Genomic DNA, 14773 nt, shown 5'->3' with positions numbered 1-14773 from the left:
GTGTCAGACAGCAACCCGATCACCGATGAGGCCGTCTCCGCGGCGGTCGCCGACGCCCTCGCCGCCATCGGCGCGGCGGGCGACTCCGCCGCTCTGAAGTCCGCCCGAGCCGCCCACCTCGGCGAGGGGTCCGCCCTCGCCCGCCTCAACGCGCGGATGCGCTCCGTCCCGCCCGAGCACAAGGCGGCGTCCGGCAAGCTCGTCGGCGGTGCCCGCAAGCAGGTGGGCGACGCCTACGCCGCCCGCGAGGCCGAGCTCGTCGAGGCCGAGGACGCGGCCGCGCTCGAGGCCGAGCGCGTGGACGTCACCGCCGGTGCCAGCTTCGTGCGCCGCGGCGCCCGCCACCCCCTCTCGCTGCTCCAGGAGTCGATCGCCGACGTGTTCGTCGGGATGGGCTGGGAGATCGCGGAGGGGCCGGAGCTCGAGAACGAGTGGTTCAACTTCGACGCCCTGAACTTCGACGAGGACCACCCGGCCCGAGCCATGCAGGACACCTTCTTCGTCGACCCCGTCGACTCGCACCTGGTGCTGCGCACGCACACCTCGCCGGTGCAGATCCGCTCGATGCTCGAGCGCCCGCTGCCGCTCTACGTGATCGCTCCCGGACGGGTGTACCGCACCGACGAGCTCGACGCGACGCACACGCCCGTGTTCACGCAGTTCGAGGGCCTCGCCGTCGACCGCGGCCTGACCATGGCGCACCTGCGCGGCACCCTCGAGCACGTCGCGCGGATCCTCTTCGGCGACGACGCGCGCATCCGCCTGCGCCCGAACTACTTCCCCTTCACCGAGCCCAGCGCCGAGCTGGACGTCTGGCACCCGACCTTCGTCGGCGGTGCCCGCTGGATCGAGTGGGGCGGCTGCGGCATGGTGAATCCGAACGTGCTGCGCGCGGCCGGGATCGACCCGGAGGAGTACTCCGGGTTCGCCTTCGGCATGGGGATCGAGCGGACCCTGATGTTCCGCAACGACGTGAAGGACATGCGCGACATGGTCGAGGGCGACGTCCGCTTCAGCGAGCAGTACGGGATGGTGATCTGATGCGCATCCCGCTGAGCTGGCTGGGGGAGTACGTCGACCTCGAGCAGGACGTCACGACGGAGTCCGTGCACGCGGCCCTGGTGTCGGTCGGCCTGGAGGAGGAGGACGTCCACCGCTTCGAGGTGACCGGCCCCGTCGTCGTCGGCGAGGTGCTCGACCTCGCTCCGGAGCCGCAGAAGAACGGCAAGACCATCAACTGGTGCCACGTCCGCGTGGCTCCGGAGGGCGGGCGGGCCGCCGACGGCGGAGAGGACGTCCGCGGCATCGTCTGCGGAGCCCACAACTTCACGGCCGGCGACAAGGTCGTCGTGTCCCTGCCGGGTGCGGTCCTGCCCGGGCCGTTCCCGATCTCCGCGCGGAAGACCTACGGGCACGTGTCCGACGGGATGATCGCCTCGAGCCGCGAGCTCGGCCTCGGGGACGACCACGAGGGCATCCTCCGCCTCGCCTCGCTCGGGCTCGACCCGGAGCCGGGCACGGACGCCGTCGCGCTCCTCGGTCTCGACGACGCCGCGGTCGAGGTCAACGTGACGCCCGACCGCGGCTACGCCTTCTCGATCCGCGGCATCGCCCGCGAGTACGCCCACGCCACCGGAGCCGCCTTCCGCGACCCCGCTCGGGCGCTCCCTCCGCACGAGCGCACGGAGACGGCGCCCGTCTTCCCCGTGTCCGTGGCCGACGAGGCGCCGATCCGCGGCCGTGTCGGCGCCTCCGTGTTCGTCACGCGCGTCGTCCGGGGCGTCGACGTCTCGCGACCGACGCCGCCGTGGATGCTCGCGCGACTGCGCCTGGCCGGCGTCCGCTCGATCTCGCTCGTCGTGGACATCACCAACTACGTGATGTTCGAGCTGGGCCAGCCGCTGCACGGCTACGACCTGGCGACCCTGCAGGGCGGCATCGTGGTGCGGCGCGCCGCGCCGGGGGAGACCCTCGAGACGCTCGACGGCCAGACCCGGCGCCTGCACGCGGAGGACCTCGTCATCGCCGACGACGGCGGGGCGATCGGCCTCGCCGGAGTGATGGGGGGCGCGCGCACCGAGATCTCGGACGCCACGTCCGACGTCCTGCTCGAGGCGGCGAACTTCGACCCGGTCTCGATCGCCCGGACGGCTCGCCGGCACAAGCTGCCGAGCGAGGCGTCGCGGCGCTTCGAGCGCGGCGTCGACCCCGAGGTGGCCTCGGTCGCCGCGGCCCGGGCGGTGCAGCTGCTGGTGGAGCTCGCCGGCGGCACGGCGGACGAGCTCGGCTCGGTCCTGGCCGACCCGCGCACGGCGGAGCCGGTCGAGCTGCCGGACGGCTACGTCGCAGGCCTCATCGGGGTGGAGTACACCCCGGAGGAGATCCGCGGCGCGCTCGTCGAGATCGGCGCTTCCGTCGAGGCCGGCGGAGCGGGCCTGCTGGTGACTCCGCCGAGCTGGCGCCCGGACCTCGTCGACCGCGCCTCGCTCGCGGAGGAGGTCGCCCGCATCACCGGGTACGACCGCATCCCGGCGATCCTGCCCGTCGCCCCTCCCGGCCGCGGTCTGACCCCGGGCCAGAGGCTGCGCCGCACCCTCGCCCAGGCGCTCGCCGCCGCGGGTCTGACCGAGGTGCTCTCGTACCCGTTCCTCTCGCGCTCGATCAACGACCGGCTCGGCTCGGTCGACGGGGAGCCGCAGGAGCAGATCACGCTCGCGAACCCGCTCGACGCGACCGCGGGCCAGCTGCGCATCTCGCTGCTGCCGGGTCTCGTGCAGGTCGCGGCCCGCAACCGCTCGCGCGGCCTGACGGATCTCGCGGTCTACGAGCTCGGCTCCGTCTTCCTCCCGGCCGCCGGCGGCCCGTTCGGCTCGGGGGCGCTCCCTGCGGGCGGGGCGCGTCCGTCCGCGGAGGTCGAGGCCGAGCTGAACGCGGGCATCCCACCGCAGCCGCGGCACCTCGCGGCGCTGCTCACGGGCGCCGCCGTCGTGCGCCAGCCCGGTGTCGCCGGCCGTGACGTCGACTGGCGCGACGCCCTCGACGTGGTCCGCGAGGTCTCCGCGGCGACCGGCACCGAGCTGGTGCTGCGCCAGGGGGCACATGCAGCGCTGCACCCGGGCCGCACCGCCGAGGTCGTTCTCGACGGCGCGGTCATCGGGCACGCGGGGGAGCTGCTCCCGGCGCTCGCCGAGGAGCTCGACCTCCCGCGCCGCGTCGCCGTGGTCGAGCTCGACCTGGAGCCGCTGATCGCGCGGGCCGGGAGGGTCGTCGTGGCCCGTCCGGTGGGCGCGCTGCCCGCCGCGACCCAGGACCTCTCGCTCGTCGTCCCGGTCGGCACCGCGGCCGCCGAGGTGCGCGCCGCCGTCGCCGAGGGGGCGGGCGAGCTGCTCGAGGCGATCCGCCTGGTCGACGACTACCGCGGCACCGGGCTCTCCGAGGGGACGAAGTCGCTGACCTTCGCGCTGCGCTTCCGCGCGCCGGACCGCACGCTCACTGCGGCCGAGGCGACGGCCGCGAAGGAGAACGGCGTGGCCGTGGCGGCGGAGCGCTTCGGCGCCCGACTCCGCGAGTGAGGCCGGGGGTCCCGTCCGGTTCGGCCGGGCGGGGCCCCGCACCCGCACCGGCTAGGCTCTCGGGCATGACTTTCTCCGTGGCGGTGGCCGGTGCGAGCGGCTACGCGGGCGGCGAGCTGCTGCGACTGCTCGCCGACCACCCCGAGTTCGAGGTGCGCACGGTGACGGCGCACGCCAACGCGGGTCAGCCCCTCGTCGCCGTGCACCCGCACCTCCGCTCGCTCCGCGACCTCGTCCTCGTCGACACGACGACCGGGAACCTCGCCGGGCACGACGTCGTCTTCCTCGCCCTCCCGCACGGGAAGTCGGGCGAGATCACCGCGACCCTCCCCGAGGACGTCCTCGTCGTCGACTGCGGCGCCGACCACCGGTTGACCGACCCGCAGGACTGGGCCGACTTCTACGGGGGCGACTTCGCCGGGGCCTGGCCCTACGGGCTCCCGGAGCTGCTGATCGGCGGCGGCGGACGCAAGCAGCGCGAGGCGCTCGCCGGAGTGCGGCGCATCGCCGTCCCCGGCTGCAACGTCACGGCGATCACGCTCGGCCTGGCCCCCGGCCTGCACGCTGGAGTGATCGAGTCGTCGGACCTCGTCGCGGTCCTCGCCGTCGGCCCCTCGGGTGCGGGCAAGAGCCTGCGGACCGACCTCCTCGCCAGCGAGCTCCTCGGCTCCGCGCACGCCTACGGCCTCGGCGGAGTGCACCGCCACAATCCCGAGATCCGGCAGAACCTCCTGCTCGCCGGAGCCGGATCCGTCTCGATCTCGTTCACCCCGGTCCTCGTGCCGATGTCCCGGGGCATCCTGGCGACCTCGACCGCGCGCCTCGCCCCCGGCGTCTCGGCGCAGGACGTGCGCGCCGCGTGGGAGACCGCCTACGGCGACGAGACCTTCGTCCAGCTGCTCCCGGAGGGCTCCTTCCCCCGGACGGCCGACGTGGTGGGGGCGAACACCGCTCTGATCGGACTCGCCGTGGACGAGAGGGCCCGCCGCGTCGTGGTCGTCTCGGCCATCGACAACCTGGTGAAGGGCACCGCGGGCGCGGCCGTCCAGTCCACCAACATCGCCCTGGGACTCCCGGAGTCCCTCGGCCTGAGCGTGAACGGAGTCGCGCCGTGAGCGTCACCGCAGCAGCAGGGTTCCGGGCGGCCGGAGTCGTCGCCGGGCTGAAGTCGACCGGAGCGCGCGACGTCGCGCTCGTGCAGAACCTCGGCCCGCTGCAGAGCGCCGCCGCGGTCTTCACGAGCAACCGCTGCAAGGCGAACCCCGTCCTCTGGAGCGAGCAGGTGATGCGCGACGGCGTCGTCTCGGCGATCGTCCTCAACTCCGGCGGCGCCAACTGCTACACGGGTGCTCAGGGCTTCCAGGTCACCCACCGCACCGCGGAGCTCGTGGGCGAGAGCCTCGAGGTGTCCGCCGGCGACGTGCTGGTGTGCTCCACCGGGCTGATCGGCGACCAGCTCGACCTCGCGAAGCTCACCACCGGCGTGACCGGCGCCTCCGCCGAGCTCGCCGGGGGACCCGAGGCGGGCGAGGCGGCCGCCCGCGCGATCATGACCACCGACACGGTCCCGAAGCAGGCGGTGGTCCGCTCCGAGCAGGGCTGGAGCATCGGCGGCATGGCCAAGGGCGCCGGGATGCTCGCGCCGGGTCTGGCGACGATGCTGGTCGTGATCACGACCGACGCGGCCCTCGAGTCCGCCGCTCTCGACACCGCCCTGCGGGCCGCGACCCGCGTCACCTTCGACCGCCTCGACTCGGACGGCTGCATGTCGACGAACGACACCGTCGCACTGCTCGCGAGCGGCGCCAGCGGCGTCGAGGCCGACGCCGACGAGTTCACCGCGGCCCTGACCGCGGTCTGCCGCGACCTCACCCTGCAGCTGCAGGCGGATGCGGAGGGCGCCGACCACGACGTCGCGATCCGCGTGCTGAACGCCGCGAGCGAGGACGAGGCCGTGGTCGTCGCCCGCGCCGTCTCCCGCAGCAACCTGTTCAAGGCAGCGATCTTCGGCAAGGACCCCAACTGGGGTCGCGTCCTCGCCGCCGTGGGCACGACCGATGCGCAGTTCGACCCGTACGGCATCGACGTGGCGATGAACGGGGTGCAGGTCTGCCTCGCGGGCGAGCCGCACGAGAGCCGCGACCTCGTCGACCTCGCCCCTCGGCAGGTCGCCGTCGACATCGACCTGCACGCCGGCGACGCGACGGCCACGATCTGGACCAACGACCTCACGCACGACTACGTGCACGAGAACTCCGCGTACTCGAGCTGAGGCGGCCATGAGCGACGACACCACCCTCTCGGCCGAGAGCCGCGCCGAGCGCGAGGCCGCACCCGGGAAGGCCGCGACGCTCATCGAGTCGCTGCCCTGGCTGCAGAGCTTCCACGGGCGGACGATGGTGATCAAGTTCGGCGGCAACGCGATGGTGTCGGAGGAGCTGCAGCGCTCCTTCGCCCAGGACATGGTCTACCTGCGATACGCCGGGATCCGCCCCGTGGTCGTCCACGGCGGCGGGCCCCAGATCTCGCGGATGCTCGACCGGCTCGGGATCGAGAGCGAGTTCCGGGGCGGCTACCGGGTCACGAGCCCCGAGGCGATGGAGGTGGTGCGGATGGTGCTCACCGGCAGCATCAGCCGCGACATCGTCCGCCGGATCAACGAGCACGGCCCCCTCGCCGCCGGCATCTCCGGTGAGGACGCGGGCCTCTTCGTCGGCCGCCGCCGCGGTGTCGTGATCGACGGCGAGGAGCATGATCTCGGACTCGTCGGAGACGTGATCGCTGTGGACCCCGCCGCCGTCCTCGCTCAGCTCGAGGCCGGCCGGATCCCGGTCGTGTCCTCGATCGCCCCCGATTCGGACGACCCCACGCAGTCGCTGAACGTCAACGCCGACGCCGCCGCCGCCGCGCTGGCCGTCGCGCTCGGCGCCGAGAAGCTCGTCGTCCTCACCGACGTGGCCGGCCTCTACTCCGACTGGCCCGACCGCGAGTCGCTCGTCTCGCACATCCGCTCGGACGACCTCGCGGCTCTGCTGCCCTCGCTCGAATCGGGCATGATCCCCAAGATGACCGCCTGCCTCGACGCCGTGCGCGGGGGAGTGCCCAAGGCCGCCATCATCGACGGCCGCATCCCGCACTCGATCCTGCTCGAGGTGTTCACCTCGGAGGGCATCGGCACCGAGGTCGTCGCCTCGCTCGACCCCCGTGACCGGGAGCGAATGTCGGGCCGCTGATCCTCAGCGGCCCCGGCTCCGAGCGCCCGTCCCGTCCGGGACGCGCGCACCGTCGGCCCTCGCGGCCGGACCGCTCCGATCGAAAGGCCACCATGTCCACCCCCACGACCGCGTCCCGCACCGGCTCGGCGCGCGACCGCTACTCCGCCGCGATGATGCAGACCTTCGCGCCGCCGCTCGCCGTGCTCGAGCGCGGCGAGGGCTGCCGGGTCTGGGACGTCGACGGGCGGGAGTACCTCGACTTCCTCGGCGGCATCGCGGTCAACTCGCTCGGCCATGCGCATCCCGTGTTCGTCGAGGCCGTGACGCGCCAGGCCGGTGCGCTCGCCCACGTCTCCAACTACTTCGCGACCGCCCCGCAGATCGAGCTGGCCGAGACCCTGCGCCGCCTCACCGGGGCCGGGGAGACGGGCCGCGTCTACTTCGCCAACTCGGGCACCGAGGCCAACGAGGCGGCCTTCAAGCTGGCGCGGCTGAACGCGGCCGGCGGCCGGCACCGCGTCCTGGCGCTGCAGAACGCGTTCCACGGGCGGACGATGGGCGCGCTCGCGCTGACCGGCAAGGCGGCCATGCGCGCGCCGTTCGAGCCGATGCCGGGAGGGGTCGAGCACCTCGAGGCGAGCATCGAGGCCCTCGAGGCGGCTCTCGACGAGTCCGTCGCCGCGCTGATCGTCGAGCCCATCCAGGGGGAGGCGGGGGTCATCCCGCTGCCGGCCGGCTACCTCGAGCGCGCGCGTGAGCTCACCCGCGAGCACGGCGCGCTGCTCATCGTCGACGAGATCCAGACCGGGGTCGGGCGGACCGGACGCTGGTTCGCGTACCAGGAGGCGGGGATCCTGCCCGACGCCGTCACCCTGGCCAAGGGGCTCGGCGGAGGCTTCCCCGTCGGAGCGCTGGTGACCTTCGGCGAGGCGTCCGACCTCCTGCAGAAGGGCCACCACGGCAGCACCTTCGGCGGCAATCCGCTCGCGACCGCCGTGGCCGGAGCCGTGCTCGCCGAGATCGAGCGCGCCGACCTTCTCGGCAACGCGCGGGAGCGCGGGGCGCAGATCGTCGACGCGCTGACCGCTCTCGACTCGCCCCTGATCGGAGGGGTCCGCGGTGCGGGCCTCCTCCTGGGCATCGCCCTGACCCGGCCGGTCGCCGCCGAGCTCGCCGCCGCCTGCCTCGACGCCGGCCTGATCGTGAACGCGGCGAACGACTCGAGCATCCGGCTCGCGCCTCCGCTCGTGGTGACCGCCGCCGACGTCGCCGAGTTCGCCGAGCGCTTCGGCCGCGCACTGCAGACCCTCTGACCCCGTACCTCCACCGAAAGCGACCAGCACCGTGACCCGCCACTTCCTCCGCGACGACGACATCACTCCCGCCGAGCAGGCCGAGATCCTCGACCTCGCCCTCGAGCTCAAGCGCGACCGCTTCTCCCGGAAGCCCCTCGCCGGGCCGCAGACCGTCGCCGTGATCTTCGACAAGTCCTCCACGCGCACCCGTGTCTCCTTCGCGGTCGGCATCGCCGATCTCGGCGGAAGCCCCCTGATCATCTCGACCGCGAGCAGCCAGCTCGGCGGCAAGGAGACCGCCTCCGACACGGCGCGGGTCCTGGAGCGCCAGGTCGCCGCCATCGTGTGGCGCACCTACGCGCAGTCGGGCCTGGAGGAGATGGCGCGCAGCACGCGCGTGCCGGTCGTCAACGCGCTCTCGGACGAGTTCCACCCGTGCCAGCTCCTCGCCGACCTGCTGACCATCCGCGAGCACCGCGGTCGCCTCGCCGGCCTCACGCTCACGTTCTTCGGCGACGGAGCGAGCAACATGGCGCACTCGTACCTCCTGGCGGGGGCCACGGCCGGCATGCACGTCCGCATCGTCTCCCCGGAGTCGTACTCGCCGGACGCGGCGGTCCTGGCCGATGCGCAGCGCATCGCCGCGACCACCGGCGGATCGGCGATCACCACGACCGACCCCGACGAGGGCGCGGCCGGCTCCGACATCGTGATCACGGACACGTGGGTGTCGATGGGCAAGGAGGACGAGAAGGCGGCGCGCGTCGCGACCTTCGGCGCCTACCGGGTCGACGCGGCCACGATGACCGCCGCCGCTCCCGATGCGTTGTTCCTGCACTGCCTGCCCGCGGACCGCGGCTACGAGGTGACCGCCGACGTGATCGACGGCCCGCAGAGCGTGATCTGGGACGAGGCGGAGAACCGCCTGCACGCGCAGAAGGCCCTGCTCGTGTGGCTCCTGGAGCGCGCCGGCACCGCCGACGCCGCTCAGTAGACTCGACAGCCGAACCCGAGGAGAACCATGACGGAACGACCCTCCGCCCGCGCGGGCGAGGCCGGAGCCCTGTGGGGCGGCCGCTTCGCCGGCGGCCCCTCGCCCGAGCTCGCCGCGCTCTCGAGGTCGACCCACTTCGACTGGCAGCTCGCCCCCTACGACCTCGCCGGCTCGCGCGCCCACGCCCGGGCGCTCGCCGGAGCGGGCTACCTCGACGATGCCGAGCTCACCGCGATGCTCGCGGCGCTCGACCGGCTCGAGGCTGCCGTCGCCGACGGGAGCTTCGCCGCCGACGAGTCCGACGAGGACGTGCACGGCGCCCTCGAGCGCGGCCTGATGCTCGAAGCCGGTCCCGAGCTCGGCGGCAAGCTCCGCGCGGGGCGCTCGCGCAACGACCAGATCGCCACCTTCGTCCGGATGTACCTCCGCGACCACGCGGCGCTCGTCTCGGAGCTGGTGGTGCAGCTCATCGACGCCCTCGCCGCACAGGCGTCGGCGCACCCGACGGCGATCATGCCCGGGCGCACCCACCTCCAGCACGCTCAGCCCGTGCTCCTCGCGCACCATCTGCTCGCCCACGGCTGGGCGCTGCTGCGCGATCTGGAGCGCCTGCGGGACTGGGCCGTCCGGGCGGACGTCTCGCCCTACGGCTCGGGCGCCCTCGCCGGCTCGACCCTCGGCCTGGACGCCGAGGCGGTCGCCCGCGATCTCGGCTTCGCGTCGAGCGTGCCGAACTCGATCGACGGAACGGCCAGCCGCGACCTCGTCGCCGAGTTCGCCTTCGTCGCCGCCATGATCGGGATCGACGTCTCGCGCATCGCGGAGGAGGTCATCCTCTGGAACACGCGGGAGTTCGCCTTCGTCACGCTCGACGACGGCTACTCGACCGGGTCCTCGATCATGCCGCAGAAGAAGAACCCCGACATCGCCGAGCTCGCCCGGGGGAAGTCCGGCCGCTTGATCGGCAACCTCACCGGGCTGCTCGCGACCCTCAAGGCGCTGCCGCTCGCCTACAACCGCGACCTGCAGGAGGACAAGGAGCCGGTCTTCGACTCGGTGACGACCCTCGAGGTGCTGCTGCCCGCGTTCAGCGGCATGATCGCGACCCTCACCTTCCACACCGACCGGATGGCGGAGCTCGCGCCCCAGGGCTTCTCCCTCGCGACCGACGTGGCCGAGTGGCTCGTGAAGAAGCACGTGCCCTTCCGGGACGCCCACGAGATCACCGGTGAGCTGGTCAAGCTGGCGGAGTCGCAGGGGAGGGGGCTCGAGGATCTCGACGACGCCGCGCTCGCCTCGGTGTCGCCGCTGCTCACTCCAGACGTGCGGTCCGTCCTCAGCATCGAGGGATCGGTGGCGAGCCGGGACGGTGTCGGCGGCACGGCTCCCGACCGCGTCGCGGAGCAGCTCGCCCGGCTGACCGAGCGCGTCCGGGTCGTGCGCGGATCCCTCCGAGGGGAACGCCCGTGACTCTTCGAGGAGCGCCGGGCGACGACGGACGTCCGCCGCTGCGCCCCTGGCAGCAGCGGACTCTGGTGCTCGTCGCCGCAGTCGTCATCGTCGCGGTGATCGTGATCACCCTCGTGTCGGGCCAGAGCTTCTTCTGAGCGCCGACCTCCCCGATCTCTCGCGCTCGGCCCTCGAGGTGGCACCGGAGCTGCTCGGCCGCGTCCTCCTGCACCGCACGCCGGAGGGCGTGGTCGGCGTCCGGCTGACCGAGGTCGAGGTGTACCTCGGAACCGGTGAGGATCCGGGCTCGCACGCGCACCGCGGACCGACACCCCGGACGGCTCCCATGTTCGGTCCGCCCGGGTCCGTGTACGCGTACTTCACGTACGGGATGCACACCTGCGTGAACATCGTCTGCTCCCCGGTGGGCACGGCGTCGGCGGTGCTGCTGCGCGCCGGCGAGGTCGTGTCGGGAGAGGTGCTCGCGATGACCCGGCGCGGACCCGTTCGCAGCCGGGATCTGGCCCGCGGACCCGCACGGCTGGCGAAGGCCCTCGGAGTCCGTCTCAGCGAGTCGGGCGACCCGCTCGAGGCGGCGTTCGAGCTGCTGCCGGGGGAGAGGCCGTCCTCCGTGGCGGCGGGCCCGCGCACCGGCGTCTCGGGCCCGGGCGGCGGGGACGACTTCCCGTGGCGTTTCAGCATCCCGGGCGACCCCACCGTCTCGCCTTACCGGAGAGCAGTGCCCCGGCGGCGGCCCGGAGCTCAGCCCGCGAGGTAGAGCCGCGCGAGCACGCCGAGAGCCGCCGACCAGGCGAGGCTCGCCAGCGTGCCGATGATGAACCGCTCGCGCGCCTCCGGGGAGGCGAGCTCGCTGAAGCGGCCGACGCCCTTGATCGCCACCACGACCGCGATCCCCTCGGGGAGACCGCTCATCAGTGCGCCGGCCGTCGCGATCCGCTCGAGGACCCCGATCGTCGTCCCGCCGCGGAGCACCTCGATCGGCTGGCCGATCGCCGAGGGCGCGCTCCCGGCGGCGGGGCGGGAGGTTCCGGCGACCATGATGCCGCCGTGGCTGCCGCTGCGGGAGTCGGCCGTCGCGAGCCGGAGGGTGAGCAGCACGACCGGCCCGCCGCCCGCGATCGCCAGCGCGAAGGCCAGCACCGCCACCAGGACGGAGTGGATCGGGGGCGCGGACGGTCCGGCGACCGCCGTGAGCAGGAAGGCGGCGGCCGCCGCCACGAGGGGGATCCAGGCGAGCTGCGGACGGCGAAGGCGCACGGCGAGCACCGCACCGGCGAGTCCGGCGAGCAGCACGAGCACCACGCCCGTCCACGAGGCGGACTGCAGCGCGGAGGCGAGGAGCAGGGCGGGGGATCCGGGGGGTGCCGTCATCGGGGTGTCCTCTCGTCGGTGGGGTCGAGCGTACGGTCGACCACTGTCAGCAGGCGCGCGAGCGCGTCACGGGCGGGAGCGTCGACTCGAGCACTCGCCGCGCGGACCCGGAGGCTGACCGCCTGCGGGCTGACGGCGAGGCGCTCGGCCGCATCCTTCTGGGAGAGGCCGCTCTCGAGCAGGTCGACGATCTGCCAGCCGGCCTCGGAGCGCGCGTCGCGCAGCAGGAGGAGCGGATCGATCAGCGCCTGGACGTCCGCCGGTGCCGGCGCCGCCGTTCCCGGTGCGTCCGGATCGAGGGAGAAGCGCGTCGGCCGGCCCTTCGCCGCCTCGACCGCCCGGCGCGCCGCGAAGTACGCCTCCCCGGTCGCCGCTCTCGTGGTCGCGGGGAGTGGCCGGTCGACGGGGCCGATCCCGAGGCCGATGCTCCAGTGGCCGGTCCGGTGCAGCTCGAGCACGAGCGCGACGACGGCATCGGCCCGGTCGAGCACGCACTGGAACTCGTCGCCCGCCGTCCGCTCCGGGGGCAGGACGAACGACGCCCGACCGTCGTCGATCAGGCTCGCGATCGCCTGGTCCACGCGGTCGTGGTCGTGCCTGCTGTCGCGCTGATCCGCGGTGATGACGAACATCGGACCTCCTCGATCAAGTATCGGCACTTGATCGCCCGGGATCAAGCCTGTGCGCTTGACTCCCGGAGACCGGCTCCGTCCCGCCGCGGTAGCCTGGTCGGGTGATCGACCAGCACCTCCCCGGGTCCGCGACGAGCCCGCAGCTCGACCCCGCCTTCGACTCCGTGTGGGACGAGCTGGTCTGGCGAGGCTCGGTGCACGTGTCGACCGATGCGGGAGCGTTGCGCGAGCTGCTGTCGGGGGAGCCGATCACCTACTACTGCGGGTTCGACCCGACCGCGCCCAGCCTCCACCTCGGGAACCTGGTGCAGCTGATCGTCATGCGCCGGCTCCAGCTGGCCGGGCATCGGCCGCTCGGGCTCGTCGGCGGCTCGACCGGGCTGATCGGGGATCCGCGTCCGACGGCCGAGCGGACGCTGAACTCGCGCGAGACGGTGACGGCGTGGGTCGAGCGCCTCCAGGCGCAGGTGTCCCGGTTCGTTCCCGCGGGCGGCGACAACGGGCTGCGTCTGGTCAACAACCTCGACTGGACCGCTCCGCTGTCGGCGATCGACTTCCTGCGGGAGATCGGGAAGCACTTCCGCGTGGGGACGATGCTCAAGAAGGACGCGGTCAGCGCCCGCCTCAACTCCGATGCGGGGATCAGCTACACCGAGTTCAGCTACCAGATCCTGCAGGGACTCGACTACCTGGAGCTCTACCGGCAGTACGGGTGCGTCCTGCAGACCGGCGGCAGCGACCAGTGGGGCAACCTGACGAGCGGGACCGACCTGATCCACCGCACGGAGGGCGTGTCGGTCCACGCGATCGGCACACCCCTGGTGATGAACTCCGACGGCACCAAGTTCGGCAAGAGCGAGGGCAACGCCGTCTGGCTCGACTCCGAGCTCACGAGCCCGTACGCGTTCTACCAGTTCTGGGTCAACACGGACGACCGTGACGTCGCCGACCGCCTGCGGATCTTCACCTTCCTGCCGCGCACGGAGATCGAGCGCCTGGAGAAGGCCGCTGCCGACGAGCCGTTCCGCCGGGAGGCGCAGCGCGCGCTCGCCTGGGAGGTCACGTCGCTGGTGCACGGAGCGGAGGCGACGCGCTCGGTGATCGACGCCTCGGCCGCGCTCTTCGGCAAGGGCTCGCTCGAGGGGATCGACCCGGTCATCCTCCGCGGCGCGCTCGAGGCGGTGCCCTCGATGGAGGCGACCCCGGAGACGCCGGCGCTGCAGGCGTTCGTCGAGACCGGACTCGTCGCCAGCACGGGGGAGGCGCGGCGGGCTCTCGCCCAGGGTGGGCTCTCGGTGAACAACACCGCCCTCCCGTCCGAGACCGTCACGCTCGGCGAGCTCCCGTTGATCGACGGGATCGCCGTCCTCCGTCGCGGCAAGAAGAGCTTCGCCGGGGCCTTCGTCCGCTGACCGCGTGCCCGCTGTCCTCGAGCGGACGCGGGCGATGACGGCGTCGGCGGTCTCATCAACACGGTGTCCCGTGTCGCGTGTCCCGTGTCCCGTGTCCGGTGTCCGGTGTCCGGTGTCCGGTGTCCGGTAGCCGGTAGCCGGTAGCCGGTAGCCGGTAGCCGGTAGCCGGTAGCCGGTAGCCGGTGTCCGGTAGCCGGTGTCCGGTAGCCGGTGTCGGGTACCGAGTCGGACACTCAGCGACGCACGGCCCCTGAATCGCGACACGCCCGGGACGCAGGCGATTTGCCGCTCGGCCGAGGCCCGACGTAATGTAACTCCTCGTCACCCCAAAGGAGCGGCAAGCGGGAGTCAGGCGCAGAGCGTCGAGACCAGCTGGCCCACCTCAAGCGGGGACCATCCCCTCGCTCCCAGGCCTGTTAGAGATTCGTCTCTTGAAGACTGCGGGATCGCGAGCGTAAGATGCAAAGCCTCCACGGGACACGGTCCCGGCTTCGTTGCAAGGCCTCACGGCCGAGCCTGGTGCAGCGGTGCGATCCTCGATCGTGCAGCGAACACCACGAAGAAGCCGGACTTGACACGGCCTGCGGATGTGCTAAGTTAGTCGAGTTGCCACGGAGGCGATCGGGACTTCGGTTCTGGCAATCCTAACCGGTCTCGGCAAGCAAGACAAATCGAGTGGCTCACGCCCTCGTACAGCAAACTTCGATCACTTCCGTTGTGAAGCACCGTTCTGGTGTGGAGGCGGGATGTGTCCGATTCTTGAGAACTCAACAGCGTGCACTATGTTCAATGCCAATTTTATACCCCGGCCT

The 14773-nt window shown here is 72.7% G+C and carries 13 protein-coding genes; 11 read left to right on the top strand and 2 right to left on the bottom strand.

Annotated elements, in window-relative coordinates; genetic code table 11:
* The 10 genes from pheS to C5D50_RS13945 all read left to right on the top strand — a co-directional run bounded on the left by pheS (position 1) and on the right by C5D50_RS13945 (position 11303).
* Positions 1–1041: a phenylalanine--tRNA ligase subunit alpha gene (gene pheS, locus C5D50_RS13985; RefSeq protein ID WP_104272763.1), complete on the top strand. Its 1041-nt coding sequence runs from the start codon at positions 1–3 to the stop codon at positions 1039–1041.
* Positions 1041–3572 carry a phenylalanine--tRNA ligase subunit beta gene (pheT, locus tag C5D50_RS13980; protein ID WP_104283776.1) on the top strand — a complete coding sequence of 844 codons (2532 nt, stop codon included), beginning with the start codon at positions 1041–1043 and terminating at the stop codon, positions 3570–3572. Before pheS ends, pheT begins: the two co-directional genes overlap by 1 nt.
* 65 nt (positions 3573–3637) lie before the next feature.
* Positions 3638–4687, top strand: a complete 1050-nt coding sequence (gene argC / locus C5D50_RS13975) for an N-acetyl-gamma-glutamyl-phosphate reductase (RefSeq protein WP_104283775.1) — start codon at positions 3638–3640, stop codon at positions 4685–4687.
* The gene (gene argJ / locus C5D50_RS13970; RefSeq protein WP_104283774.1) at positions 4684–5844 is read left to right on the top strand and encodes a bifunctional glutamate N-acetyltransferase/amino-acid acetyltransferase ArgJ; all 1161 of its coding nucleotides are present in this window, start codon (positions 4684–4686) and stop codon (positions 5842–5844) included. The genes argC and argJ overlap by 4 nt, the downstream gene beginning before the upstream one ends.
* Positions 5845–5851: 7 nt before the next feature.
* Positions 5852–6805 (top strand): acetylglutamate kinase, encoded by a 954-nt coding sequence (gene argB, locus C5D50_RS13965; protein WP_104283773.1) that lies wholly within the window; start codon positions 5852–5854, stop codon positions 6803–6805.
* 92 nt (positions 6806–6897) lie between these two features.
* Positions 6898–8100 carry an acetylornithine transaminase gene (locus C5D50_RS13960; RefSeq protein WP_104267106.1) on the top strand — a complete coding sequence of 401 codons (1203 nt, stop codon included), beginning with the start codon at positions 6898–6900 and terminating at the stop codon, positions 8098–8100.
* A gap of 31 nt (positions 8101–8131) precedes the next feature.
* A complete protein-coding gene (gene argF, locus C5D50_RS13955) occupies positions 8132–9076 on the top strand; it encodes an ornithine carbamoyltransferase (protein ID WP_104224499.1) in 945 nt (314 codons plus the stop codon).
* 27 nt (positions 9077–9103) lie between these two features.
* On the top strand, positions 9104–10546 hold the full coding sequence (gene argH / locus C5D50_RS13950; protein WP_104283772.1) for an argininosuccinate lyase: 1443 nt from the start codon (positions 9104–9106) through the stop codon (positions 10544–10546).
* Entirely contained in the window at positions 10543–10683 is a 141-nt protein-coding gene (locus C5D50_RS16615) for a hypothetical protein (protein ID WP_160034127.1), read from the top strand. Before argH ends, C5D50_RS16615 begins: the two co-directional genes overlap by 4 nt.
* Positions 10680–11303, top strand: a complete 624-nt coding sequence (locus C5D50_RS13945) for a DNA-3-methyladenine glycosylase (RefSeq protein ID WP_104283771.1) — start codon at positions 10680–10682, stop codon at positions 11301–11303. The genes C5D50_RS16615 and C5D50_RS13945 overlap by 4 nt, the downstream gene beginning before the upstream one ends.
* Here C5D50_RS13945 and C5D50_RS13940 read toward each other — a convergent pair.
* Entirely contained in the window at positions 11288–11917 is a 630-nt protein-coding gene (locus tag C5D50_RS13940; RefSeq protein ID WP_258069634.1) for a hypothetical protein, read from the bottom strand. The genes C5D50_RS13945 and C5D50_RS13940 overlap by 16 nt on opposite strands.
* Positions 11914–12549, bottom strand: a complete 636-nt coding sequence (locus C5D50_RS13935) for a DNA-binding protein (protein WP_104255580.1) — start codon at positions 12547–12549, stop codon at positions 11914–11916. The genes C5D50_RS13940 and C5D50_RS13935 overlap by 4 nt, the downstream gene beginning before the upstream one ends.
* A 101-nt stretch (positions 12550–12650) precedes the next feature.
* Between C5D50_RS13935 and tyrS the strand changes: the two genes are divergently transcribed.
* The gene (gene tyrS, locus C5D50_RS13930; RefSeq protein ID WP_104250196.1) at positions 12651–13961 is read left to right on the top strand and encodes a tyrosine--tRNA ligase; all 1311 of its coding nucleotides are present in this window, start codon (positions 12651–12653) and stop codon (positions 13959–13961) included.
* Positions 13962–14773 lie beyond the last annotated feature (812 nt).

The organism is Rathayibacter sp. RFBD1 (genome assembly GCF_002932915.1).
GTDB lineage: Bacteria > Actinomycetota > Actinomycetes > Actinomycetales > Microbacteriaceae > Rathayibacter.
Note: the sequence above shows the minus strand (reverse complement) of the source record. Positions and strands in the feature narration are given on the sequence as shown.